This is a genomic window from Salisediminibacterium beveridgei (assembly GCF_001721685.1).
GTDB classification, from domain to species: Bacteria; Bacillota; Bacilli; order Bacillales; family Salisediminibacteriaceae; genus Salisediminibacterium; species Salisediminibacterium beveridgei.
Genome location: NZ_CP012502.1, coordinates 863,796 through 888,102, shown reverse-complemented (window position 1 = coordinate 888,102; position 24,307 = coordinate 863,796). Strand labels below are relative to the sequence as shown.

At 47.5% G+C, this 24,307-nt stretch carries 24 protein-coding genes and 1 other annotated feature; of the genes, 15 read left to right on the top strand and 9 right to left on the bottom strand.

From position 1 onward, the window contains the following. The first annotated feature begins 15 nt into the window (after window positions 1-15). Window positions 16-1,143 (top strand): TIGR04053 family radical SAM/SPASM domain-containing protein, encoded by a 1,128-nt coding sequence (locus BBEV_RS04000; RefSeq protein ID WP_069364286.1) that lies wholly within the window; start codon window positions 16-18, stop codon window positions 1,141-1,143. 72 nt (window positions 1,144-1,215) lie between these two features. On the opposite strand, the gene BBEV_RS03995 is transcribed toward BBEV_RS04000, so the two are convergent. Then, window positions 1,216-1,968, bottom strand: a complete 753-nt coding sequence (locus tag BBEV_RS03995; protein ID WP_069364285.1) for a DUF429 domain-containing protein — start codon at window positions 1,966-1,968, stop codon at window positions 1,216-1,218. A 164-nt stretch (window positions 1,969-2,132) separates the two neighbouring features. On the opposite strand from BBEV_RS03995, the gene BBEV_RS03990 reads away from it, so the two are divergent. The 5 genes from BBEV_RS03990 to BBEV_RS03970 are packed head-to-tail and all read left to right on the top strand — an operon-like array spanning window position 2,133 to window position 6,296. After that, window positions 2,133-2,924: an ABC transporter ATP-binding protein gene (locus BBEV_RS03990; RefSeq protein ID WP_069364284.1), complete on the top strand. Its 792-nt coding sequence runs from the start codon at window positions 2,133-2,135 to the stop codon at window positions 2,922-2,924. Between the two features lie 24 nt (window positions 2,925-2,948). Next, window positions 2,949-3,908, top strand: a complete 960-nt coding sequence (locus BBEV_RS03985) for an ABC transporter substrate-binding protein (RefSeq protein ID WP_232318259.1) — start codon at window positions 2,949-2,951, stop codon at window positions 3,906-3,908. Further along, window positions 3,908-4,678, top strand: a complete 771-nt coding sequence (locus BBEV_RS03980) for an ABC transporter permease (protein ID WP_069364282.1) — start codon at window positions 3,908-3,910, stop codon at window positions 4,676-4,678. The genes BBEV_RS03985 and BBEV_RS03980 overlap by 1 nt, the downstream gene beginning before the upstream one ends. 40 nt (window positions 4,679-4,718) lie before the next feature. Continuing rightward, complete coding sequence (locus tag BBEV_RS03975; protein WP_069364281.1) at window positions 4,719-5,249, top strand: DUF4242 domain-containing protein; 531 nt, start codon at window positions 4,719-4,721, stop codon at window positions 5,247-5,249. Between the two features lie 15 nt (window positions 5,250-5,264). Beyond that, on the top strand, window positions 5,265-6,296 hold the full coding sequence (locus tag BBEV_RS03970; RefSeq protein ID WP_069364280.1) for an acyl-CoA dehydrogenase family protein: 1,032 nt from the start codon (window positions 5,265-5,267) through the stop codon (window positions 6,294-6,296). A gap of 52 nt (window positions 6,297-6,348) precedes the next feature. Here BBEV_RS03970 and BBEV_RS03965 read toward each other — a convergent pair whose 3' ends face one another. From BBEV_RS03965 to tnpA, 4 genes are all read right to left on the bottom strand, one after another. Continuing rightward, on the bottom strand, window positions 6,349-7,434 hold the full coding sequence (locus tag BBEV_RS03965) for an AI-2E family transporter (protein ID WP_069364279.1): 1,086 nt from the start codon (window positions 7,432-7,434) through the stop codon (window positions 6,349-6,351). 400 nt (window positions 7,435-7,834) lie between these two features. After that, window positions 7,835-7,984, bottom strand: a complete 150-nt coding sequence (locus tag BBEV_RS17785; protein ID WP_232318196.1) for a hypothetical protein — start codon at window positions 7,982-7,984, stop codon at window positions 7,835-7,837. 30 nt (window positions 7,985-8,014) lie between these two features. Further along, on the bottom strand, window positions 8,015-9,355 hold the full coding sequence (locus tag BBEV_RS03955) for an RNA-guided endonuclease InsQ/TnpB family protein (RefSeq protein WP_069364277.1): 1,341 nt from the start codon (window positions 9,353-9,355) through the stop codon (window positions 8,015-8,017). Between the two features lie 32 nt (window positions 9,356-9,387). After that, the gene (gene tnpA, locus BBEV_RS03950) at window positions 9,388-9,786 is read right to left on the bottom strand and encodes an IS200/IS605 family transposase (protein WP_069363666.1); all 399 of its coding nucleotides are present in this window, start codon (window positions 9,784-9,786) and stop codon (window positions 9,388-9,390) included. A gap of 180 nt (window positions 9,787-9,966) precedes the next feature. On the opposite strand from tnpA, the gene BBEV_RS17340 reads away from it, so the two are divergent. Then, window positions 9,967-10,119, top strand: coding sequence for a hypothetical protein (locus tag BBEV_RS17340; RefSeq protein ID WP_157100915.1), 153 nt, complete (start codon window positions 9,967-9,969; stop codon window positions 10,117-10,119). A gap of 45 nt (window positions 10,120-10,164) precedes the next feature. On the opposite strand, the gene BBEV_RS03945 is transcribed toward BBEV_RS17340, so the two are convergent. Further along, entirely contained in the window at window positions 10,165-10,767 is a 603-nt protein-coding gene (locus BBEV_RS03945) for a DUF4352 domain-containing protein (protein ID WP_069364276.1), read from the bottom strand. A 172-nt stretch (window positions 10,768-10,939) separates the two neighbouring features. Between BBEV_RS03945 and BBEV_RS03940 the strand changes: the two genes are divergently transcribed. The 7 genes from BBEV_RS03940 to BBEV_RS03910 all read left to right on the top strand — a co-directional run bounded on the left by BBEV_RS03940 (window position 10,940) and on the right by BBEV_RS03910 (window position 17,553). Next, on the top strand, window positions 10,940-11,878 hold the full coding sequence (locus BBEV_RS03940) for an arsenic resistance protein (protein WP_069364275.1): 939 nt from the start codon (window positions 10,940-10,942) through the stop codon (window positions 11,876-11,878). A 129-nt stretch (window positions 11,879-12,007) separates the two neighbouring features. Next, complete coding sequence (locus tag BBEV_RS03935) at window positions 12,008-12,331, top strand: hypothetical protein (RefSeq protein WP_069364274.1); 324 nt, start codon at window positions 12,008-12,010, stop codon at window positions 12,329-12,331. Between the two features lie 82 nt (window positions 12,332-12,413). Further along, window positions 12,414-13,325, top strand: a complete 912-nt coding sequence (locus BBEV_RS03930; protein WP_069364273.1) for a YncE family protein — start codon at window positions 12,414-12,416, stop codon at window positions 13,323-13,325. A 134-nt stretch (window positions 13,326-13,459) separates the two neighbouring features. Further along, a complete protein-coding gene (locus BBEV_RS03925; RefSeq protein ID WP_069364272.1) occupies window positions 13,460-14,086 on the top strand; it encodes a TetR/AcrR family transcriptional regulator in 627 nt (208 codons plus the stop codon). 6 nt (window positions 14,087-14,092) lie between these two features. Next, complete coding sequence (locus tag BBEV_RS03920; protein WP_069364271.1) at window positions 14,093-14,986, top strand: ABC transporter ATP-binding protein; 894 nt, start codon at window positions 14,093-14,095, stop codon at window positions 14,984-14,986. Then, window positions 14,986-16,587 (top strand): ABC transporter permease, encoded by a 1,602-nt coding sequence (locus tag BBEV_RS03915; protein WP_069364270.1) that lies wholly within the window; start codon window positions 14,986-14,988, stop codon window positions 16,585-16,587. The genes BBEV_RS03920 and BBEV_RS03915 overlap by 1 nt, the downstream gene beginning before the upstream one ends. Window positions 16,588-16,716: 129 nt before the next feature. Next, a complete protein-coding gene (locus BBEV_RS03910; RefSeq protein ID WP_069364269.1) occupies window positions 16,717-17,553 on the top strand; it encodes an aldo/keto reductase in 837 nt (278 codons plus the stop codon). Window positions 17,554-17,603: 50 nt separating this feature from the next. On the opposite strand, the gene tyrS is transcribed toward BBEV_RS03910, so the two are convergent. After that, entirely contained in the window at window positions 17,604-18,878 is a 1,275-nt protein-coding gene (gene tyrS / locus BBEV_RS03905; protein WP_069364268.1) for a tyrosine--tRNA ligase, read from the bottom strand. Window positions 18,879-19,003: 125 nt separating this feature from the next. Next, window positions 19,004-19,218, bottom strand: a binding site (T-box leader). Window positions 19,219-19,347: 129 nt separating this feature from the next. On the opposite strand from tyrS, the gene BBEV_RS03900 reads away from it, so the two are divergent. After that, a complete protein-coding gene (locus tag BBEV_RS03900) occupies window positions 19,348-22,434 on the top strand; it encodes a transglycosylase domain-containing protein (protein WP_069364267.1) in 3,087 nt (1,028 codons plus the stop codon). 56 nt (window positions 22,435-22,490) lie between these two features. Here the strand turns inward: BBEV_RS03900 and BBEV_RS03895 are convergent, their stop codons facing one another. Both BBEV_RS03895 and BBEV_RS03890 read right to left on the bottom strand, forming a co-directional pair. Then, the gene (locus tag BBEV_RS03895; protein ID WP_324609547.1) at window positions 22,491-23,693 is read right to left on the bottom strand and encodes an acetoin utilization protein AcuC; all 1,203 of its coding nucleotides are present in this window, start codon (window positions 23,691-23,693) and stop codon (window positions 22,491-22,493) included. After that, window positions 23,663-24,307: a CBS and ACT domain-containing protein gene (locus tag BBEV_RS03890; RefSeq protein ID WP_069364265.1), complete on the bottom strand. Its 645-nt coding sequence runs from the start codon at window positions 24,305-24,307 to the stop codon at window positions 23,663-23,665. Before BBEV_RS03890 ends, BBEV_RS03895 begins: the two co-directional genes overlap by 31 nt.

Genomic DNA, 24,307 nt, shown 5'->3' with positions numbered 1-24,307 from the left:
TTGGAGGGAACCACCATGAAATTCCCAATGAATTATGACCAGGACCCGTTTATTGTGATCTGGGAGCTGACCCGGGCTTGTGAATTGAAATGCCTGCATTGCAGAGCTGAAGCACAATATACGAGAGATCCCCGCGAACTGTCATTTGAGGAAGGGAAACGCTTCATCGACGATTTCAAAAACATGAATAACCCCATGCTCGTCTTTACCGGGGGAGATCCATTGATGCGTAAAGATGTCTTTGGTATTGCTTCTTACGCGATTGAGCAGGGAATCCGTGTCTCCATGACCCCGTCAGCCACCCCGAACGTCACGATGGAAGCGATGCGAAAAGCGAAAGAAATTGGCTTATCCCGCTGGGCATTCAGTCTAGACGGCCCGACGGCGGCGATCCATGATCATTTCCGGGGAACGGACGGTTCATTTCAACTGACGGTGGATGCGATTTCTTACTTGCATGAACTGGATATGCCCGTGCAAATCAATACCGTCATTTCCAAATACAACGTCGATCACCTGGATGAGATGGCTGCGGTCGTTGAAGACCTCGGATGCGTCCTCTGGAGTGTCTTTTTCCTCGTCCCGACAGGCCGGGGACAGGAGAATGACATGATCTCTCCGACTGAACATGAGCGGGTGATGCGCTGGCTGTATCAGATTTCCAAAACCTCTTCCTTTGACGTCAAAACCACCGCCGCCCAGCACTACCGGAGAGTTGTTCTTCAGGAAAAACAGCGGGAAGCCAACCGTTCAAAAGAAGTTCAGCCTGAATATCAGGATGTCTTACAGTCCGGTAAAACCGGCACAGTTGACGGATTGGGCAGAGCACCCAAGGGGGTCAACGACGGGAATGGCTTCGTCTTCGTCTCGCATATCGGGGATGTGTATCCCAGCGGGTTGTTGCCGGTGAAGGTTGGAAATGTAAGAGAGGAACCGTTATCCATGATTTACCGGGAATCGCCGGTCATGAAAGCGTTGCGTTCCCCCGACGAATACAAAGGAAAATGCGGGGTGTGCGAATATAAACAGGTGTGTGGCGGTTCGAGATCGAGAGCGTTTGCGATCACGGGAGATTATATGGAGAGCGAACCTTATTGTGTCTATATACCAAAAGCCTGGCGTAATAAATCAACTGCTCAATGATCACGTCCTGGTTTACTATGACTGTAAAACGAAGAAAGACCGATCCGGAGTGCTGGCCGGGTCGGTTTTTCTTCATTCAGATTCAATCTGTTCAAACGGAAAGATCCAGCCTTCGTGACGGGCCTGGTCCAGTTCAGCCACTTTTGGATGTACCAGTTCCGGCAACAGCTTCCCTTTCGTCTGATAGGCCATGGCATACAGCGCGCAAATGGCTGCATCATAGGCGTCTGTTCCTGAATCAAGTCCTGCTGGCATCTGCTTTTCCAAAAACGGCTGGACTTTTTTATAGCGGGCCATTTTCACGAGTGCCGGATACACTTCGATGATCGTTCTGGAAGATCCGTTGCTGTTATCCTGCGGCTCTAAGGTAAACCCTTCTTCTTCCCGCCACTGATTTGCATGAAGCATCGCCACTGTTGCATTATTCCCGATCCGGTCAAAGCTTGCGGACAACGGTTTCTTGCTTCGTGTTTTATAAATGTAACGGTCCGTCTGCCGGTAAGCCATGCGATTATCGATTTCCCGGTCCGGCCGGGTTTGTTTCACCTTACTTCCGTTCAAAAGCTGAGTAAATAACTCGGGATAACCAAGAGGGGCATCCACCCCGACGGTGATTCGTATATCTTCATGGAAAGAATCACCGGATTTCATCATTTCCACCAAATCCGAAACACGCCAGAGCCGGTCTTTTGGCATCGCGGTTGCAAAAGGCTGACTCGGCCAAACCACACAGTCGGATTCTCCGTCCCACACGCAAACTGCCAATCCGTGATTCTTCCCCATCCAGCCGCCAACATCCCAGCCCAGACCCATGAACTTTGTCATCAATGAAAACCCCCGTTTCTTCTTTTAATTATAACAAAACACCAGATATTAATAAGTAGATTAAATTTTCAATTATCGGTTGCAATATCAGGTTAAAACGATTACCATAGTTAAAACGCAGTAAACAGATCAGATTTATTAATCAGATCAGGGAAGGTGAAAATATGACCGCATCAACTGCTCCTCTTCTATCCTTATCACAAGTACATAAACGATTCGGCCAGCCGTCGACTGCGGAAACGGTTCTGAAAAATATCTCATTTGATATTCATCAAGGTGAATTCATCTCACTTCTTGGAAAAAGTGGCTGCGGCAAAAGTACTTTGCTGAATCTGATGGGCGGATTCACCAAACCTTCCGAAGGCCGGATTACTTTTGAAGGGAAATCGATCACCGCACCTTCGAGACGGGCAATTATGCTGTTCCAGGACTATGCACTCCTGCCTTGGCGAAACGTCTTATCCAACGTCCTGATTGCACTTGAACCCGAAGGCCTCCCCGCGGAAGAAGCTAAGGACAGGGCCATGCATTATTTGAAGCTCGTCGGACTGGATCAGCACGCCAAACAGTTCCCGGAACAGCTCTCCGGCGGGATGAAACAGCGGGTTGCCATTGCGAGAGCCCTTGCGATCCGTCCGGAGCTGATCCTGATGGATGAACCATTTGCGGCTCTGGATACGTTCAACCGCTATTATCTTCAGGATGAACTGTTGAAAATCCAGCAGCAGGAAGGGACCACCATCGTGCTCGTCACCCACGATATTGAAGAAGCGGTTTACCTGTCTGACCGGGTGTTCCTGATGGAATCCGACCCCGGAAGAATCCGGAAAAGTATCGACATTCAATATTCCAAACCCAGAGACCGCTCCCACGAGAATTTTCATTACTACCGGAACTGGATTCTGGATGAATTTGATTTCATTCACAAACAGCCGGAACCGGAATTCCTGATTTAACCGTCACTCAGAAGGAGGTCTATGATGAAACACTCACATTCACTTTCGATGCTCTTTATCTCCGGAACCATGATGCTCGCAGCCTGCAACCCCCCTTCTGCAGCCCATGACCGTGAAGTTATCCGCATCGGGCATCTGCCGATCACACACGCCGCACCGCTTTATTTCACGAAGGAATATGAGGATGAACTCCTGCCCGGATACGAGCTTGAGCTGGTCCGTTTCAGCAGCTGGGTCGAACTGATGGACGCGTTGAATACCGGCCGGATCGACGGGGCTTCCGTCCTCTTTGAACTGGGCATGAAAGCAAAAGAAAGAGGCATTGATATCAGTGCAGTCGCCCTCGGCCACAGAGAAGGAAACGCCATCGTCGCCGGGCATGATATCGACAGTGCCAGCGACCTGGAAGGCGAAACCGTTGCCGTCCCTCATACCCTCTCGGCTCATAATCTGCTGCTTGACGAAATGCTCAGACGAGCAGGCCTCGATTATGACAGTGTCAACATGGTGGAGATGCCGCCGCCGGAAATGCCTGCGGCCCTGGCTGAAGACCGCATTTCAAGCTACATCGTCGCCGAGCCTTTTGGAGCACTTGGTGTCACCCTTGACACCGGACATGTCCTGCACCAGTCCAATGAGTTCTGCCCGAACAATTGCCTGTGCTGTGCTCTCGTTCTCCGGGACGATTTCATGGAGGCATCACCTGAGCTGGCGGATCAGTTCATTCAAGGGTACCTTGAAGCGGGACAAATTGCAGACGCCGGGGACGCTGAAGCCCTCGAAGTGCACAAGAATTACCTCACCGTGGATGAAGACGCGCTGGATCTGTCCTTAGGCTGGATCGAGTACGGTGATCTGGAAATCCGGGAAGATGAATACTCCTTTTTACAGGAACGCCTCGTTGACATGGGGTTATCCGATGATCCGCCGGATTACGATGATTTTATTTTGACCGATTACTTTGATGAAGAGGAGGAGAGCTGATGCGCCATTGGCAAACACTCATGTTCGTTGTTCTCTCCTTCACGCTGCTTATCCTGATTTGGCAGAGCACCATCTGGATCGGTGATTATCCTGAAGCTTTATTACCCTCTCCCTGGATGGTGCTCCTTGGTATCATCAGCCTGATTGCTGACGGGACCATGTTCGAACACGTCCGCATCAGTCTGTTCCGGTTCTTCTCGGGCTATATCACCGCAGCTTTGGCTGCCATTATTCTCGGTTTGATTTTAGGGCGTTCCAAAATCATGTGGCGTCTGGTTGAACCGATCGTTCAAGTCGTGAGACCCGTGGCACCTGTTGCCTGGTCGCCGTTTATCGTGCTCTGGTTCGGGATCGGCAACATGCCCGCCATCGTCATCATTTTCATCGCCGCATTCTTTCCGGTCCTGCTCTCCACCGTTTCTGCGGTGAAGAAGATTGACCGGACGTACCTGAAGCTTGCTGAAAATCTGGAAATCAGCCAGACGTCGCTCCTTTGGAAAATCATTTTGCCTGCGGCATTTCCCTATATCGCCAACGGTTTGCATATCGCCGTCGGTACCGCCTGGATCTTCCTCGTTGCAGGGGAAATGATCGGTGCCCAATCCGGTCTTGGTTACCTGATCGTCGATGCCCGAAATGCCCTGGATCTCGATTTAGTCCTTGCAGGCATCGTCTTTATCGGTTTACTCGGCCTTCTCCTCGACAAGTCCCTCGGTCTGGTGGAAAAACGGATCGGCAAAGTGTGGGGGCGTCAGGAAGCCGTTGAATAAACAATAACTTACAACAAATTATCAGGAGGAATGAATCATTATGGCACTTTATTTAATTGAATCATCATTAGAGGGAAAAGTTGAAAACGAATCCGCATTTGAACAAAAGGTCAGTGACCTTGAAACGAACCTGTCTGCCGGTGAACTCATCGAAGTGCAGACGGCCACCGATTTCACCCGTGTCTTCTTCATTTTTGAAGCGAGTGAGGAAAAAGCGCTGACAGCCGAACTTGAGAAAGCCGGCGTTCCGGTTCAGTTGACGAAGGAAGTCCGCATCGTCGGGCAGGACCTTGAAGAAGCGAAAAAACAAAAAGAGAAAATCAATTATCTGGTGGAATGGAATCTGCCGGAAGATTTATCCATGGATCAGTATCTCGAAAGAAAGAAGAAGAATTCCGTTCATTATGCGGAAGTTCCGGAAGTGTCATTCTCAAGAACCTATGTGTGTGAAGATATGTCAAAATGCCTCTGCTTCTATGACGCACCTGACGACGAGGCCGTCGTGAAAGCACGTGAAGCCGTGAAGGCACCGATCGACGACATCACCCGACTATCCTCAAGAAAGAAGTAAAGGAGCGATCGAACCATGGCCATCCATGTTGAAGAATCACTGCAGGATATCCTGGAAAAAGATCTGAAGCCACTGGTCAAACGTATCGATCAGGATGCGTTCTATCCGGAATCCGTGATCCAAAAGTTGCCGGGGCTGGTCTCCGGGCGTTCATTGTATGAAGAAACCCGCCTGATTCATGAGGTTTCCGCCACCTGCATGACCACAGGGTTTAACCTCTGGTGTCATTTTGCAGCCTTGACGTATATCCGTCACACGGAAAACCTGGCATTGAAGGTGCGGTTTCGTCATGCTTTGGAAGAGGGGACTGTCATTGGTGCCACCGGGCTTTCCAATCCGATGAAGCACTATGCAGGTCTTGAAAAGCTTCACTTGAATGCTGTTCGGGAAAAAGGCGGCTACTCCATCACAGGTGCCTTGCCTGCCGTCTCCAATCTTGGACCTGGCCACTGGTTCGGGATCATCGCCCAGGCGGAAGAACCCAATCAGCGCATCATGGCATTTATTCCATTTGATGCAAAAGGGCTCTCGACCAATGAGAAACTCAGTTATGCCGGTATCAATGGCAGCGCCACCTACTCGTGCAAATTCAATTCTGTTTTTGTACCCGATGAAGAAGTAATCACCGAAGACGCGGATCAGTTCGTCAAAACGATCCGTCCCTATTTCGTCACCTATCAGATTCCGCTCGGCACCGGTGTCACAGAAGCAGCGATGGCCTCCATCGGAAAGTATGAAACCCGCCAGAATCGCTGCAACGACTTCCTGTCTACGGATGATCAGGAGCTCTGTCATGAACTGACTTCGGTTCAGGAGAAACTGGACGAATTAACGTCCGGAGGAGCACCTGATTGGTCAGAGATCATCCAATTGAAAAAGCAAACGACGGAACTTACCGCGTCTGCCGTTCATACCGCCATGCTTCATGCAGGTGGATCGGGCTATCAGTCAAACAGCCCCGACTACCGCAGGCTCCGGGAATCGTACTTTTTCCTGAACCTGACACCGACCATCAAACACCTTGAAAAACTCTTAAAGCATCCGTAAACAAAAACAAGCCACCGAACCTGCGATCACCCGGTTCGGTGGCTTGTTTTGTTCAGGCGATCGGTTCAGGTGTTTTCCCTTTCCAGATCTGGTGCAGATGCGTGACGATGACTTTCGTGACTGCGTAAACCGGAATCACCAGAATCATCCCGAGAACCCCGATGAACTGCCCGGCGACAAGCACGAGCAGAAGAACCGTGACCGGATGGATGCGCATGACTTTGCCGATGACATTCGGCTGAATCAGGATGCTCTCAATCTGTTGGATGACGACCACCAGCAGGATGACAAACAAGGCCTGCAGTGGCGAATGGATCAAGGCGACAATCACTGCCGGCACCGCACCGATCCATGGACCGACGTACGGAATCACATTTGTGAACATACCGATCAGTGCCAGGATCAGTGCATATTCCACGCCAATCACCGAAAAACCGATGAAATACAAAATCCCGATAAAAGAGCACACAATCAGGATCCCCTGGATATAGCGGCTGATGGTGAAATCCATATTCTGAAGCACCGGCTTGATTTCTTCTTGTCTCTCTGCACTGAAAAACTTGAGAATATAAGGAGGCAAACGATCTCCTTCTTTTAACAGGAAAAACAAAATGAACGGCACAATGAAAAACAGCAGCAGCGTATTGAATACCGTGCCGACAAATGCCATCGTATTTGATACGAGCCCGCCGGCAATCGTACTGATCAGCGTGCCGATTTCCTCAAACCGGTCTTCCAAGTCAAGCCATTCCTCAACACCGCTCCCTTGAATCCATTCAAGTTGCTGGAGCTGATTTAATACATACTGCAGGTCATTCATCATCCCTGGTACACTATCCACCAGATTATAGAACTGCCTTTGCAGTTCCGGTCCGATCAGGGACACCGCCCCTACAGTAAGCCCGAGGAATCCGATATAAAGAAGCGCAATCGCAAGTCCCCTCGGCATTTTCAGACTGAGAAGATTCACAACGGGTCTGAACAGATAATAAAACACTCCGGCAAAAAGAATCGGAAAAAAGGCTGTGGAGATAAATACGGTAATGGGTTCAAACACCCAGTTTATCAACGATCCTAAATAAATGAGCAAGAACAGCATGATCAACAACGAACCGACTTTCAACACTTTTATGTACATCACTATTCCCTCCGGCACTGCAATTCTTTCTTTAGTTTATTGATTTTAATGAAACAGTGTCAAGCAAAGTTCCTTTCCGTTTGGAATAGACACGCCTTTGACAATCATGCTACGATATGATGGAAATCTTATTCCATACTTTAATGAATTGGATGTGAATCCATGTTCTTTGTCATCATCGTGTTATCGATCCCTGTCTACCTCGCTAATATCTGGGCACTGTATGAACCCGAGGAAGCGTTTCTATTCCTGCGCCGCTGGCAGTACAAGGATACGCCTGAAATTTCTGATGTACGTCAACGAACCCCCACTGAGGTACAACGTTTCAGTGGGGGCTTGAGATAGCCAAGCAGGTCTTTTCTTCTTACGAAGAGCGACGCTCTGCATGGTTCTTCTCAAATCACTGTTTTTGGTTGGTACTGGCGACGTACGATCGTTTTCCCACTTGCACCACCCTTCCGAAGAAGAGCAGTTCTTCCTTTCGGAAGAAACCACCACTCAGCATATAACTGGCGTGTGCTACAAGCCCCAACAAAAGTTGAGTACACATGGATGGTTGACGCACCCACTAGGCTATGCGCTAAGCAACAGCTTTACGTTTTTGAACGTCTATGATCATGGGCGTTTTTATTTTCGTTTTTTCATCCCATTCTGCTACTTGAGATTTCCGAAGGATATTTAATGCTGCATTAATGTCGGCATGGATGCATTGTCCATTTTCACAGCGATAGAAGCCGCGATATAGGCGCTTCCCACTAAAGGAGTACATCGTGTTATCGCCTTTTGACCAAACCGGAATATCGTCATGATCCAGAAAACTAGCTTTAGACGTGTAGCTCTCTTCCTGCTTAACGAAACAGATGCCTTCCTTGAGACACTTGTTCTCAATAGCCGAAATCAATCTGTGGAAAGGAATTTGTACGAACTCTTGATTGTTTTTCTTCCCTAAATGCGATTCTTGTTTCCAACCGGCATTATAACCCATTACCACGGTATCGACGTTCAGTCGTTTTATCTGTTTGAATAACAAACCTACGGTTTGTGAAAGGTAGCCGTCTATTTGGAGATTTCGTTTACGCCAAAGAGAAGCGATTTGGTTTGTCACTATGCGTTTCGACAAGCCGTTTTCGATGTTTTTCTGTTTTAATTCGCTTATCTTTTTGTTGAAGTACTGATTGATGGATTTTAACTTCTTTCCATTCATCAAAAAGGCGTCTCCTTGATTCGTTGTACAACTAAGAAGATAATCTACACCTAAATCGCAACTCAAAGCTTTTGTCGTCGTTTGTTGTTTCTTCATTTGAGACATAGGTACTTCGTATACATAATGAGCCTCAAAGAACCGACCATTTTGCTTTGGCACAATTTCAATGTAAGAAATGTTTTTATCCATTAAATTCTTTGGCATTCGCAGTCTTAAGGGACCAAAACGTTTTCTGAAAGCAGTATTCATTGGAATGCTCCAATATCCATCCTGATCCACTTTGGGAACTTGATAGATTTCGATGACGCGTTTAGCCGTGGAACGAGAATACTTTGGGAACTTTGGGCGACCTGTGAAACCTTCAGGGGTTTCTTTCCACTTCTTTAACGCTTCGAAGAAGCTCTTTACTTCACTGAGTAAGGTTCTTCGAACCGCTTGTACGGAGTTGGATTGAATGCCCCAATAGTTCATATCGGCCTTCATTGCGTTGTCTATTTCTTTTGTTGTCGCCATTTTGTTTTCATTCAAATACTTTTGTTTAATCGTATATAAGCCTAAGTTGCGCAAAGCCTTGGAACTATGAGACATGCGTTGCAGAAGTCGAAACTCTCTAGCGCTAAGGGTGCTGCGACCAATGTTCTGTTTTTGGGTGAACCGTTGCATATTGACTGTTTTCTTTTTCTTGCGCAATACTTTAATCGGTTTTTTCCTAGCCATTTGTGTCACCTCCTTTACCGACGTTAAGATGTTTACTTCATCCCTTGTGTTTCGATATATTTGCGAATGGTTTCAACAGGTGCGCCACCCGAAGTTAAAAGACAGTAGCTGCGCGACCAAAACATTTCTTTCCATAGAGACTTTTTAATATGAGGGAAGTCGCGCTTTACTAAACGGGAACTAACGCTTTTGTAATTGTTTATTGTTTTTGACAAATCTACATTAGGAACCGAACGGAACAATACGTGAACGTGGTCACCGTCTTGATTCCACTCTTCCAATTTGATTCCCTTAGGCTCCATTAAGCGAACGAAATGATCTTTCAAATACTCTGAAATATTATTATCAATCACTTCTTTTCGGTACTTAACAACCAAGACTAAGTGGTAATATAACAAGAACACTGAATGATTATTGTTATCTAATTCCAAATGGTATCAACCCTTTCTGTCTATACTACTCATTATACCATTTAACAAAAAAGAAGCTAGATATATTTTCGAACTCTTGTTCTTTTATTTAAAACATCTATCCGTCGTAAGACTGATGGCAATTCATCTCCACCTGAATCGCTGGGCTGATGCCCGTATCGCGAATCAGATGGAGTCTTCTTGCCTAGTGATGATAAAAAATTCATCCGCATCAGCAGTGTTGCCACGATGATCTTCTGGACGATTCTTCTGATTCAAACAGGCATTACAGCCTTCCAGCCAAACCCAATGGACGATATGTTAAACAACATCGATCAGAACCAGATGCCTTGATTCGTTGAAAGGGGATGTCAGCAGATGCTGTCCTCCCCGCTTCAGCTATTCCCTCTCTGATAAATCGTCTCCTTCAATTTCCCAGATCGCCTGACCGCTCATAAACGGGTCTTCGAAGATGAATTCAAAATAGGGACTCTCATCCACATCAAACGCCAGTTCACCTGCCATCGTCCGCCCGGCACCGACTTCCCCGTCAAGGCTGCCTCTCGTATCCACGAATAACGACAGATCCTGGGCATAGCCCTCTGCATCCAGCAGGTCCATCTGCATTAAGGAAGAGATATTGGCTGCTTCTTCCGTGGTGTTTTCGATACTTACATCAAGGATGACAAAGAAGTCCTGATCTGGAATCACCCAGTCCCCATCCCCTTCATAACGGAAGGCTTCTTTCAACGTCACTTCAAGGCCGTTGAAGTTGACCATTGTACCAATCCCCAGATCCTCTTCCTCTATCATTTCTTCTTCATCCGCCTCTTCGTTATTGTCATCAGCCGCAGTGTCTTCAGCATCCTCATGATTGACGTTCTCAGCTTTCTCCTCCAAGTCATTGTTTCCAGACACCGTTTCCCGCTCAATCTCTGACTCAGTTCCACACGCTGCCAAACTGACCACGATGCCAACACCCATCATCCATCCTTTTTTCAATAAACCCACCTCATTTCGTCAAAATACGGGTCAAGTCATGACCTCTGAGTTCATCATATGTGTGGGAGTGACAGCTGCTGTCAGCGATTATCAGTTCGCATGCTTTTTTTTTCGAGAGGTGTGATAAACTGAAGCCGATTCTGATTTGTTTTAGACAGAAAGGAAACTGACCATGCATGTACTGGAAAAATACTATACCGTCATCATCATGGCCTGTGTGCTCATCGGTCTCGCTTTGGGACAATTCTCCCCTGTTGCAGATGGGGCAGGCTATTTCATCACACCTCTCTTAATGGTGATGCTCACGCTGATCTTCATACAAGTACCTGTCAGTGATATCCGAAAAGCCTTTCAAAATAAACGCTTCAGCCTCACGTCAGTTGTCATCAACTTTATCTGGACACCCATTCTGGCCTGGTCTCTTGCTTCGATTTTCCTGGCAGAGCATCCGGCGTTATTTATCGGTTTTATCATGCTGATGGTGACCCCTTGCACAGACTGGTATCTGGCATTCACCAATGTATCGAAAGGGAATCTGCCTCTCTCCACTGCGATTTTACCGGTGAACCTGATCCTGCAACTCGTTCTCCTCCCGGTCTACTTGCTGCTATTTGTCGGGACCTCCGGGTTGATGGACCCATCCGAACTTCTTTGGAGTATTCTGCTTGTCCTTGTCATCCCGTTTCTATTGGCAATCTTGTTTCGGTACGGGCGGGATTTAAACGCAAAAATTCGTCGGGTCACAGACATAGCCGTTCAGTTGCCAGTGCTGTTTCTGGCACTTGCTATCCTGGCGATGTTCACCCATCAAGGTCAGATACTATTGGACAACATCCATTTCCTCAGTTGGCTGCTGCTTCCGATCGGGCTGTTTTTTCTCATCAATTACCACATATCCCAGCGAACCGGTAAAGTGCTTCAGATGCCCCTTGCGGACCAGCGCAGTCTGACACTCACGACCCTTGCACGAAATTCACCCGTCGCTCTGGCTATTGCCTTGACGGCGTTTGACCATGAACCGATGGTGGCGTTGGCGTTAATCATCGGTCCCCTCATTGAATTACCGGTATTGAGTTTCATTTCCAAACTGCTCCAGCGCCAATCACATTGATCGGGACACTTCTGATTTTTACATTTTTACATGTTGATTCCACCAAATCCACGTGTAAATCTGTGTCGTTCGGGAACAGAAACTACACGTGGACAATCATTCAGCACGATGAAAACAGGAGGGATCCACATGAGCAGTTTTCAAATACTAGACCAGTTGCAGAAAATCCTGGTCATTGTAAAAGAAAATGAACGCGTAACCGACAATCAGATCAATCAGATCGAAGGGATTATCAAAGTGCTTCGGGAAGAACCGCTGAACGAGAATTTTGACGGGACCATTCAGGAAATCCATTCATTTCTGGATAACTTAAAGGATACAAAGACGCCGGACGAACTGGTAACGCACCATAAATTAAATCTGTCACGCTGGATCGACGAACTTCACTTCCTCGAAGAAGGCGGCGGTGCGGTGACGCTGGATTACGAGCAGCGAAAAGGCCGGGAAATCTGACATGCTTCATGTTTTTTGCAGGATACCGCCGGTTCGGGGTATCCTGTTCATGTGAATACATCATTTTTGAAGGAGGCAACTCATGAGTCATTTACTGGTACTGAATAAAGATGAAGACACCTTATCGGTGGTGGACCTGGACACGAAACAAGTCATCAAAACCGTTCCAACATCTCACAACCCCCACGAATTAGTGATCACCCCTGACGGCAAAAAAACGTACATCGCCTGTTCTCTCGGCAATACGATCGACATTTTCGACAATCAAACCCTTGAAATCACAGGTCACATCACCCATGAACAGTTTGATTTCCCACACGGTCTTGATGTCACCAGGGACGGCAGGAAGCTGTATCTCGCTTCCACTTTCAGTGCACTGCTGTACATCATCGATGTTGAATCGGACACGGTCGAAGATGTCATTCCAACGCATCAGACTTACTCCCACATGATCAGCTTCGATCCTGATCAAGAGAAGGTGTATGTTCCGAACATCGGCAGCCAAAATATCAGCGTATTTGACACGGCAACGAAAGAATTCACTGCCGTAATCCCTACAGGGAAAGGACCTGAAGGCATCGGGGTGCACCCGCGCGGTCATCATCTCTACGTCGCCAACCAGGATGACGACACGTTGTATGTTATTGATATCAACACCCATGAGATCCTCTTCAAGCGACGCATTGGTCATGTGCCTGTCCGGCTTGTGTTCAGTCCGGATGGCAAGTATGCACTGACTGCCAACCGTGAATCCAACGATGTTTCTGTCATCCTGACGGAACAACGGATCAACGAGACCGTCAGGCCATGGGAGATTAAGCGGATTCCTGTCGGACTTTGGGCAGGCGGCATTGTCTTCTCCCCTGATGGGGGCTATGCCTATGTGGCAAACAATAAAACCAATGACATTTCCCTCATTGATATGAACACATTGAAAGAAACAGAGCGCATTGACGTCGGTATTCATCCGGACGGGATCGCATACTTGAAATAACCCTTAAAATCATTCAGGAATCAGGCATTTGCCTGGTTCTTTTTTTCGTTATTTCCGTTATTGACCAACCCGGTCATTTGGAATATAATGAAATTGACCAGGTTGGTCAATTTGAATGGACCGAGGTGGAATGTATGAATGATGCTTTTTACAATCTGGCTTACACAAAGCAAGAACGCATTATCAATGCTGCCATGAAGGAGTTTGTCGACAATGGATTTGTGAAAGCATCCACCAACAATATCGTCAGACACGCCGGTATTTCAAAAGGATCCTTGTTTTATTATTTCCAGAACAAAAAAGACCTGTATTTCTTTTTGATTGAACATACAAGAAAAGACGTCAAGCGGGTTTTTGATGCCATTGATTATGAAGAGACAGATCTGTTTAAACGTTTAACCCAGATCAGTTTTGCCAAACTCGATATTCAAAAAAACTACCCTGAAAGCTTTGATTTTCTCACTTCCGTTTTCACGGAAACATCAGCTGAAGTAAAAGATGAAGGTCATAAAAAAATTGAACAGATCCAAAAAGAAGGCTTCGAGAAGCTGTACATCAATATTGACTGGTCGTTATTCAGACCTGAAATCGATGTGAACCGGGCCGTGGAAATCCTCAACTGGACAATGATGGGCTTTGCCGAGAAAAACCGCAGCAGAATGAAAACATTTGAAAATGTCGGACCCGAACTGATGGCCGATTGGGAAGCTTATGCACAAATCTTGAAAACCAGTTTCTATCACAAAACCGATGAGGAGTGAAAGATGATGAATCTCATTACCGTTAATGATCTCAGTAAAGCATTTGGCGATGTACAGGCACTGGATCGCATTCATCTGGAAGTGAACCGCGGGGAAATCCTCGGATTTATCGGTCCGAACGGTGCCGGGAAATCGACCGCTATCCGGGTATTACTCGGGATTTTAAAAGCTGATTCAGGACAGGCAACCATCTTTGGCAAGGATGTCTGGTCTGATGCCGTGGAGATCCATAAACGCGTTGCCTATGTGCCCGGAGATGTGAACCTGTGGCCGAATATGACCGGTGGTGAAGTCATCGACCTCTTCATCGAACTGAGGGGCGGTCAGAAAAACGGGCGGCGGGATGAACTGATTGAACGGTTCAAGCTCGATCCATCAAAAAAATGCCGGACCTATTCCAAGGGTAACCGGCAAAAGGTGGCACTCGTCGCGGCTTTCTCCGTGGAAGCGGATCTCTACATTCTCGATGAACCCACATCCGGACTGGATCCGTTAATGGAAAAGGTCTTCCACGACTGCATTATGGAAGCGAAAGAAAAAGGCAGCAGCGTACTGTTATCGAGCCATATTCTCTCGGAAGTGGAACGGTTATGCGACACCATCGCGATCATCCGTGATGGCAGCATCATTGAATCGGGTACACTGGAAGATATGCGGCACTTAACGCGAACACAGTTTTACATCGAAACGAAAGATCCCCTCTTTGGATTGGAGACGCTTGAGGGGGTCCACAACCCGGATAAACAGAAAGCGGGCTATGTCTTTCAAGCGGATACAGAGAAGATTGATGCCGTCATGCGGCATATCACCCCATTCGGGATCGTGAAGCTCGAAAGTATGCCCCCTAAACTCGAAGATGTCTTCATGCGTCACTATGAGGGGTCCGGGGGTGAAGGCTGATGCGCGATCACCGCTTTGCCAAAACCTGGCGGCTGACCCGGTTTATTGCCCGGCTTGACCGGTTTAAAATCCCGGTCTGGCTGATTGCCTTCACATTCTTCACCTTGATTGTCCCTGTCGCTTTCCAAGGTCTCTACGAAAGCCAGGCGGAACGCGATGCCATGGCACAGACGATGGAGAACCCGGCCATGATCGCGATGGTCGGCCACGGCGACCTGGAGAATTATACAGTGGGTGCCATGACAACGCATCAGATGCTGTTAATGACTGCCGTCGTCGCCGGGTTGATGAGTATCCTGCTATTAGCCCGTCATACCCGTGGGGATGAAGAAGATGGACGGATTGAACTGATCCGCTCCCTGCCCACCGGGCGCTTAAGTTATCTGAATGCCGCGCTGTTGGTGATCACATTGACGAGTATCGCTTTGGCACTTGTCACGGGTTTCGGGCTTTATGCCCTCGGTATTGATACGATCACTTTGGAAGGGTCCTTATTGTACGGGGCTTCACTTGGAGGCACAGCTCTCGTTTTCGCAGGCGTCACAGCTGTTTCTGCCCAATTGGCTGAAACGTCCCGGGGCACCATCGGTCTGGCCATTGCCCTCCTGTTAGGCGGCTACTTGTTCCGGGGCATCACAGACATCAGTAACGAGGCACTGTCCATTCTCTCCCCCCTCGACTGGGCCACGAAAACCGAGGCTTTTTCAGGGAATCACTGGTGGCCGGTTCTTTTGATGATCGGTGTCTCTGTCATTTTATTTATTGTTGCCAACCTGCTTTTATCGATTCGCGATATGGAGAGAGGTTTCCTCCCTGCAAGAAGCGGCCGCAGGCATGCGTCTTTTCTGCTTACCAGTTCTCTGGGTCTTTCATGGCGACTGCAGCGGGCCGGGTTTCTCTACTGGCTTTTGGCGATGTTCGTTCTCGGTATCTCTTACGGGTCTGTCATGGGGGACATGGATTCCTTTTTTGAAGGCAATGAACTGTATCAGCAGATGCTCTTCAGTGAAGAAGGGTATTCCATGATCGAACAGTTTATTCCCCTGCTCATTGTCATCATGTCCATCATGGCAACGATCCCGCCTGTGATGGCGATGAACAAACTGCGCAGCGAGGAGAAGAAGGACCGGATCGAACAGTTACTGGCCCGCTCGGTATCACGATTCTCACTGATGGGCAGTCACCTTCTGCTCGCTTGTATGAATGCTGCAATCATGCTTTATACGGCCATGTTCGGTTTTTGGATCGCTGCGGATCTCTCCATGGACGAAGGGATCGCCTTGGGTACCTTAACCGAAGCCTTCATGGCCTATCTTCCGGCAACGCTTGTTATGGTCGGTCTGGCCGCTTTTTTGACAGGTGTGTTTCCGAAGTGGACCTCATTCGTCTGGGCCTATCTGTTCTACTCCTTCTTTGTCCTGTACCTTGGGACGCTTCTCGACTTTCCCGAATGGACCAATCAGCTGTCCCCATTCGGTCATATCCCACAGGCACCGATCGAAGACATCACCGCCATGCCTCTGATCATCGCTTCATTAATCGCAGCTTCACTGATGGCGGCTGGGCTGATTGGCTTTAGAAAGCGGGATATCAGAACTTAATGCAAACGATCAGCCGGACTCTGACATTTCAGGGGCCGGCTGATCACTTTTCATTAGAGAGTGTCGAAGTTTGTCAAAAGGGGTGTAGATTGTGTGGATATATAAAACAACTAAGGAGCGTGAAACGTTGTGAAAGATTTAAGCTCAACCATCAGGCTGAACAATGGTGTGGAAATGCCCTGGTTAGGACTCGGTGTGTTCCGCTCACAAGAAAGCGGTGATATCAAAGACATCATCACGACTGCCCTGGAAGCAGGTTACAGGAGCATTGACACCGCATCATTTTACCAAAATGAAGCGGGCATTGGTGAGGGAATCAAAGCTTCACCGATTCCCCGCGAAGATCTGTTTTTGACATCCAAAGTCTGGAATGACAGCCAAGGGTATGATCAGACCATTCGTTCATTTCATGACAGTCTGAACAAACTGCAGACGGATTACCTCGATCTGTATTTGATCCATTGGCCTGTTCCAGGGAAATTCAAAGAGACGTGGCGCGCATTGGAGGATCTCTATGATGAAGGAAAAGTCAGAGCGATTGGTGTCAGTAATTTCACCATCGGAAATTTGAAGGATCTCATGGCCGATGCGCGAATCACGCCTGCCGTCAATCAGGTGGAGTGTCACCCTTGGCTTCAGCAAAAAGAACTGCACACCTACTGCCTCGAACACGGCATTCAGCTTGAAGCCTGGAGTCCCTTGACACAAGGCAAAAAACTTGATGATCCGGTTCTTCTTGACATCGCGCGAAAACATGACAAATCACCTGCCCAGATACTAATCCGCTGGGACCTCGATCAGGGCATTGTCACCATTCCCAAGTCAGCTGATAAGGCACGAATGATTGAGAATGCCGACGTCTTTGATTTTCACCTTGATCCCGTTGACCTCGGTCAACTGGCTGAACTCGAAGAAGGTCTTCATTTCGGCCCGGATCCCGATGAATTCATGGAAAAACTCGCATAGCATGACGAAACCCTGCAGATCTATCAGGTCTGCAGGGTTTTGCCGTTTCGTCACTTGTAGCGGATCAAGAAGAATTTCTTCTTACCCCGGCGCAAAATCGTAAAGGCGCCGTCGATCATATCTTCTTCCGTCAGTTCCTTCTCCATCTCCTGACAACGCTCACCGTTCAAATAGATGGCCCCGTTGTTGATGTCTTCCCTTGCCTGACGCTTGGACGACGCAACACCAGCATTCACAAGTACATCGATGAGGCCATTTGCTTCTTGTTCTACGGTGAAGCTTGGCACATCCTTGAATCCTTCCAACACTTCATCTGCCGTCAGGCTGTATAAGTCCCCTCCGCCAAACAAGGCAGCCGTTATGTTCTGTGCTTTTACCAATGCCGCATCATCATGAACAAAGCGCGTTAATTCTTCTGCCAGCCGCTTTTGGGCAACACGTTCATGCGGGCGTTCCTGCACCTCGGTTTCCAAAGCATTAATTTCATCCGGTTCAAGGAACGTGAAGTATTTCAAAAAGCGGATCACATCGCTGTCATCGGTATTCAAGAGAAACTGATAAAACTCATAAGGTGACGTCTTCTCCGGGTCCAGCCAAATCGCTCCACCTTCAGACTTTCCGAATTTTTCACCATCTGCTTTTGTTACCAGTGGAATCGTAAATCCATAGGCATCGGGACGTTCGCCTTCTTCTCCCCCGGATAAACGGCGGATCAGTTCCAGCCCGGCTGTAATATTTCCCCACTGGTCACTGCCGCCAATCTGAAGTTTCACACCCTCTTCGGTATAGAGTTTATGAAAATCATACGACTGCAGAATCTGGTAAGTGAATTCCGTGAAACTGATACCAGTCTGAATCCTGGACTCCACTGAATCCTTTGCCAGCATGTAATTCAGACTGAAATGCTTACCGACATCACGGAGGAAATCCGTCAGTGTCATCGATCCCAGCCAGTCATAATTATTTTTCATCTCTGCGGCATTCTCCCCATCAAAATCGAGAAACCGCTGGAGCTGTCCTTCAATTTTAGCGACGAAGCCCTCAACAACTTCCTGTTCGTTCAATGTGCGTTCCGCCTTCTTTCCACTCGGATCACCAATCAGTCCTGTAGCCCCACCGACAAGCGGAAATGGCTTATGCCCTGCCAGCTGGAAGCGCCGCAGCATCAGGATTGTCAGCAAATGCCCGATATGCAGGCTGTCGCCCGTCGGATCGAAGCCACAGTAAAGCTTGACCTGTTCCTTTTCGAGTAAGGCTTGTAAGCCTTCCTCATCTGTCACTTGGTGCATCAAACCTCTGTAGGTCAGATCTTCAATTAAATTCATCTTTTTCACCTCTTCTGAGTAATCAACACTGAAACCTGATCCATGTCTGAATAATGTATAGAAAACTCCCTCTATACTCTTTGCTTAGGAGAACAAAAAAACGCCCCCTGCTTTCCATATCGAAAGCAAGGGGCGAATATTCGCGGTACCACCCTTGAATACAGTTCCACAAAAAAATACCGGAACCGTTCTTCATTTCATAACGCCTGTTTTGGCGGGCAGACATACGCTGCCGATCTCCGAAGGTGTAATTCGTCTTACTCTTTGCACCGGTTCACAGCACCACCGGTTCTCTTTGGCAGGGAGAGTTTGACTACTCCGTCTTCATCCTGGATCATTTCAACTATGTGAGATAATAAATCAATTTATATCACAATTTCTGATTCGGTGTCAATACTCATTCTTCGATCTCTATTCCCGGGAGCGTGTTTGTGCTATAATATGATTGAAATTTAGGAGGTTGACGATAATGAATGAATTTTTCTCATCGATACGACGGATCTTCTCTCGTAAAGAGCCGCAGGTTGTTATAAAAGGGATCAGAATCACGACCAAAGTAGCCTGGAATATTTTATTGTTATTCATAACGGTCACTGTGATTCTCGGTGCATTTGCCGGAGGTGCAGCTGCAGGCTATTTTGCTTCCCTGGTTCAGAATGAACCCATACCGGAATTTGAAGAGATGGAGCAAAGCATCTATAACTATGAAGAAGCTTCAGAAGTTTATTTTGCCGACGATGTATTATTGGGGGATTTACCGAGTCCACTGGACAGACGGGAAGCTTCACTGGATGATATCAGCGATCATTTAATCAATGCCGTCATCGCCACAGAGGATGAGTATTTCTTTGAACATGAGGGTGTGGTGCCAAAAGCATTGTTCCGTGCCCTGTATCAGGATTTCTCCAATGCTGCAATCCAAACCGGTGGTAGTACCCTGACCCAGCAGCTGATCAAAAACCAGCTGCTCACAAGTGAAGTCACCCACGACCGCAAGGCCATCGAAATTCTGTATGCGATGCGGCTGGAGCATCATTTCGAAAAAGAGGATATTCTGGAAGCCTACATGAATATCGTACCGTTTGGCCGAAACACGAACGGCCGACAGGTGGCCGGGGTGGAAGCAGCGGCAAGAGGTCTATTCGATGTCTCTGCAAGTGAACTCAGTTTGCCGCAGGCGGCCTATATCGCCGGCCTGCCGCAGAGTCCCTTTGCCTATACACCTTTCACTTCAAGCGGGGAAATAAAGGAAGACCTCAGTGCAGGGCTCAGTCGGATGAATACCGTGTTGAACAGAATGTATTCGGCCGGCTATATCACTTCTGAAGAGCGGGACCGTGCATTGGATTTCAACCTGGAGGACGAACTCCGTGAAAGTCAGCCTTCAAGCCGCGAGCAGTACCCGTGGGTCTTGGAAACGGCCAAGGAATACGCGATCCCGGTGATCCGTGAAATCCTCTTTGAACAAGAAGATATCGATCTCGATGAGGTGGAAGATGATGATCAGCGCCAGCTCCTCTTCAACCGTTATACAGAGTTGGCAGAACGTTCCTTAGAACGCGATGGCTATCAAATTCACACCACGATTAATAAAGACATGTATGACGCCCAGCAGGAAGTTGTTGCTGAATTTGAATATTTTGGAGCAGAAGAAACCTTCGGAACCTTGGATGATGGCAGTCCATGGAAAGTACCAGAAGAAGGTGCATCTGTCCTGATCGATAATTCAAGCGGTGCGATTTTGAGTTTTGTTGCGGGCCGTGACTTCGAAGCCCGTCAGACCAATCGTGCGATTAAGAACTCCGGTTTCTCCGGACGTCAAACAGGGTCAACGATGAAGTCACTGTCTACCTACCCATTAGGCTTTGATACCGGTGCTCTGCAACCGGCGATTTTGGCACCTGATACACCTTACGATTATCAATCAGAAGATGATAAATCAGTATCGAACTTTGATAACACCCACCGCGGGATTATGACTGCAAGAGAAGCGCTCGTCCGGTCACGGAACGTGCCGGCAGTCCGCGAATTTTATAACATGGACTGGGAAGCTGGGTCAGATATGTTTGTCGATTTCGGGCTCGATTATTATGAAAATATGGACAATATGTTTGAAAGTCTCCCATTGGGAACTGATAATTTCAGTCTGGATCAAATGGTCAGTGCTTTTTCGACATACGCCAATGACGGCGTCAGAAATGAACAATATGTCATTGAATCCATCAAAAGCCTCGACGGGGAAGTGCTTTATGAACATGAACCCGAGGAAGTGGAAGTCGTTTCACCACAGACCAGTTACCTGATGTATGACGTTATGCGTGATGTCATTTACGGCAGCGGTGGAACAGCCGGTAACCTGCCAAATTATCTGAATGTCGATGCCGATTGGGCCGGCAAAACCGGTACGTCTCAGGGTGTCCGCGATGCACTCTTCATTGCTTTGAATCCCAATGTGACTATGGGCACCTGGATTGGCTATGATAATAACGCGAATATAGAAGATCATTCCAGCGGCATCAGCTACAGTATCCGAAACCAGATTCTCTGGTCGGAGCTGATGAATGCCGCCTACGAGATCGATCCGGATTTAATCGGTCCATCTGAGCAACAGTCTTCACCAGGCGGCATCGTTGAACAATCCGTTTGTGCGATATCCGGTAAATTGCCATCCGATCTTTGCCGCGAAGCCGGCCTTGTGTTTACCGATCTGTTTAACTCTGAATTTGCTCCGACTGATGAGGATGACAGTCTTGAGCGGGTCCGGTATGTCAGAATCGATGACGAATTATATAAATCATTGGATGAGACTCCGGAAGAGTTTACAAAACCGGGTGTATCCGTAAAAGAAGAGTATTTTGAATTTGCAGATGGCGATATTACAGAGTACCTGCCAGATGATTGGGATGACCTCGTTCCTGATGTGGATGCGCCTGACAATGGCCAGACCCCGTCCGCAGTTACTTCAGGGTCTGCAGATGGATCGTCTGTGAGATGGTCTGAGCACCCCGAAGGTGACGTGATTGGTTACCGACTTTATTACAGTCCGGCAGAAGATCAAGACCCGAGTCTTGTGGAAAGCTTCATTTGGGATGATGATTTGAGTTACAGCGCCGGAGAAGGTGCCTACTTCATTACGGCAGTGGACGTATCGGGGCGAGAATCTTCACAATCTGATCCCGTGATTGTCGGAGAATATGCTGCACCTGAAGAAGAGGAAGAGGAAGAGGAAGAGGAAGAGGTCGAAGAAGAGCCTGAAGAAAGCGATAATAATGATTCAAATCAGGTCGATAACGATAACAACGATAATCAAAATAACACAAATGAAAACAATAATGATCAGAACGAAAATACTGGTAATACCAATAATAATGAGACTAACAATGAAGACGAAAATGACAATAATAACAACAACGAGGATAATGACGGCAATAACAACACTGCGAATAACAACAATGAGGACAATGTGAATACGTCCAACAACAACGACAATACTAATTCAAACGGGAATAACAATCAGAACAATGACGCGACGAGGGAAGACGACGAAAACGAATAAACCGGCTGAAAGGCCCCCTGCAGAAATGTCTGCAGGGGGCCCTTCTTCATAAATTTTTAAGCTTTTGAGTTTTCACTTGACGATTCGATCACTTTCAAAGACTGTTTTAATGTACGGAGGTTTTTCTTTTGAATCTCTTTTTGCCTGGGGATATGTGGATACATATCTGTGCGGTCAAACCATCCTTCAGGTAAGGTTACCGGGGATTCCGTCTGCCATTTCTCAAGCCATTGTTTTGGGATCCCCTTTTTCTGGAGGTGTCGTTGCCCGGACATCTCAAGCCAGACCATTGACCAGGCCCGTGGCACGACCCGCCAGATATCATAGCCTCCACCGCCTACTGCAATCCAGCGCCCCTCACAATATTCATGAGCCAATTCATGCGCAATTCGTGGAATTTCGTGATAAAGCTTTAATGTGCCGCATAAATGCGTCAATGGATCATAGTAATGGGAATCAGCACCATTTTGGGTCAGGATGACATCCGGCTTAAACGAAGCAACAATCTCTCGCATCGCTTCTTTGTAAACGTGGATAAAAGAATCATCCTCAGTGAAGGCTTCAAGTGGAATATTGAAAGAAGTTCCGTAACCATCACCATGACCACGCTCATTCGCATTACCTGTTCCAGGGAACAGAAAGCGCCCACTCTCATGAATCGACAAGGTACACACATCCGGATCGTTATAAAACGCCCATTGCACCCCATCGCCGTGATGGGCATCGGTATCGACATATAATACTCTGGCCCCGTATTTTCTTCTCATATATTCAATCGCTATTGAACTGTCATTATAAATACAAAAGCCTGAAGCTCTGCCTCTGAATCCATGATGCAGACCTCCACCAAGATTCAAGGCATGTTTTTTCCCTTTTGCAAACACTTGATCCACGGCTTCGAGTGTCCCACCAACAAGCCAGGCTGCAGCCTGATGCATTCCTGGAAAAGCAGGTGTATCATCCGTCCCAATTCCGAAGGCCGTTCTATAGGAAGATCGGACTTGCCCCTCACTGGCATTCAAAACCGCCTGAATGTATTCCTCATCATGCACGAGCAGCAATTCCTCAATCGTTGCTTCCCGCGCTGGGGTTATGTCCTCCGGACGCAGTGCACCCAGATGAAATAACAAATCATTCGTAATGGATAGCCTCTTCTGATTGAAGGGATGTTCCTCATGAAATCGGTAATTCAGTTGTTCTGGTGAAAAAATAAATACGTGTTCATCTGTCATACGCCCAACTCCAGATCTTTTGGCCATTTTACATGAAAACCTTCCTCTTTCAACGTGTTAAGCAGAGGTCTCATATCCATTGCCTGAATGCGAAACACAAGAATTTTCTTCTTATTATCTATCGGGGACGGATACAACAATACACTTTGAATGTTCATCTTGTGTTCATTAATCAGTTGAGTAACTCTGCATAAATGACCGCTCTCATCATTGACCTCCACCTCCAGTCGTGAACTGGGAAGAGATGCGCCGGTCAGTTTCACCAGAATTTTTAATAAGTCGGTTTCGGTAATAATGCCTACGAGTTTCCCGTCCTCTTCAACTGGTAAACAACTGATATTTTCTTCCACCATCGTAAACGCCGCCTCTTCAACGAAATCGAGTGGCAACGCCGTAATGACATCGGTTATCATCACTTTTGAAATGGGTACATAAATGAAATCTTCGTGTGATTTGTCAAAAATCGAAGGTGCCGCATCTTTTAAATCCCGATCCGAGACAATCCCCACAAACTCGCCAGCATCATTCACTACCGGCAGATGCCGGATATGCATAGCTTTCATGTATTCGAGGGCATCTCCCGTTGACAGATCCGGCTTTGCAGTCTTAATATCTCTCACCATGATATCGCTTACATTCAT

What these genes read in the sequence shown, in the direction of transcription:
- BBEV_RS04000 (WP_069364286.1), top strand. Translation starts at nt 16, where the DNA reads ATGAAATTCCCAATGAATTATGACCAGGACCCGTTTATTGTGATCTGG.
- BBEV_RS03995 (WP_069364285.1), bottom strand. Translation starts at nt 1,968, where the DNA reads ATGACAAAGTTCATGGGTCTGGGCTGGGATGTTGGCGGCTGGATGGGG.
- BBEV_RS03990 (WP_069364284.1), top strand. Translation starts at nt 2,133, where the DNA reads ATGACCGCATCAACTGCTCCTCTTCTATCCTTATCACAAGTACATAAA.
- BBEV_RS03985 (WP_232318259.1), top strand. Translation starts at nt 2,949, where the DNA reads ATGAAACACTCACATTCACTTTCGATGCTCTTTATCTCCGGAACCATG.
- BBEV_RS03980 (WP_069364282.1), top strand. Translation starts at nt 3,908, where the DNA reads ATGCGCCATTGGCAAACACTCATGTTCGTTGTTCTCTCCTTCACGCTG.
- BBEV_RS03975 (WP_069364281.1), top strand. Translation starts at nt 4,719, where the DNA reads ATGGCACTTTATTTAATTGAATCATCATTAGAGGGAAAAGTTGAAAAC.
- BBEV_RS03970 (WP_069364280.1), top strand. Translation starts at nt 5,265, where the DNA reads ATGGCCATCCATGTTGAAGAATCACTGCAGGATATCCTGGAAAAAGAT.
- BBEV_RS03965 (WP_069364279.1), bottom strand. Translation starts at nt 7,434, where the DNA reads ATGTACATAAAAGTGTTGAAAGTCGGTTCGTTGTTGATCATGCTGTTC.
- BBEV_RS17785 (WP_232318196.1), bottom strand. Translation starts at nt 7,984, where the DNA reads ATGTGTACTCAACTTTTGTTGGGGCTTGTAGCACACGCCAGTTATATG.
- BBEV_RS03955 (WP_069364277.1), bottom strand. Translation starts at nt 9,355, where the DNA reads ATGGCTAGGAAAAAACCGATTAAAGTATTGCGCAAGAAAAAGAAAACA.
- BBEV_RS03940 (WP_069364275.1), top strand. Translation starts at nt 10,940, where the DNA reads ATGCATGTACTGGAAAAATACTATACCGTCATCATCATGGCCTGTGTG.
- BBEV_RS03935 (WP_069364274.1), top strand. Translation starts at nt 12,008, where the DNA reads ATGAGCAGTTTTCAAATACTAGACCAGTTGCAGAAAATCCTGGTCATT.
- BBEV_RS03930 (WP_069364273.1), top strand. Translation starts at nt 12,414, where the DNA reads ATGAGTCATTTACTGGTACTGAATAAAGATGAAGACACCTTATCGGTG.
- BBEV_RS03925 (WP_069364272.1), top strand. Translation starts at nt 13,460, where the DNA reads ATGAATGATGCTTTTTACAATCTGGCTTACACAAAGCAAGAACGCATT.
- BBEV_RS03920 (WP_069364271.1), top strand. Translation starts at nt 14,093, where the DNA reads ATGAATCTCATTACCGTTAATGATCTCAGTAAAGCATTTGGCGATGTA.
- BBEV_RS03915 (WP_069364270.1), top strand. Translation starts at nt 14,986, where the DNA reads ATGCGCGATCACCGCTTTGCCAAAACCTGGCGGCTGACCCGGTTTATT.
- tyrS (WP_069364268.1), bottom strand. Translation starts at nt 18,878, where the DNA reads ATGAATTTAATTGAAGATCTGACCTACAGAGGTTTGATGCACCAAGTG.
- BBEV_RS03900 (WP_069364267.1), top strand. Translation starts at nt 19,348, where the DNA reads ATGAATGAATTTTTCTCATCGATACGACGGATCTTCTCTCGTAAAGAG.
- BBEV_RS03895 (WP_324609547.1), bottom strand. Translation starts at nt 23,693, where the DNA reads ATGGCCAAAAGATCTGGAGTTGGGCGTATGACAGATGAACACGTATTT.
- BBEV_RS03890 (WP_069364265.1), bottom strand. Translation starts at nt 24,307, where the DNA reads ATGAATGTAAGCGATATCATGGTGAGAGATATTAAGACTGCAAAGCCG.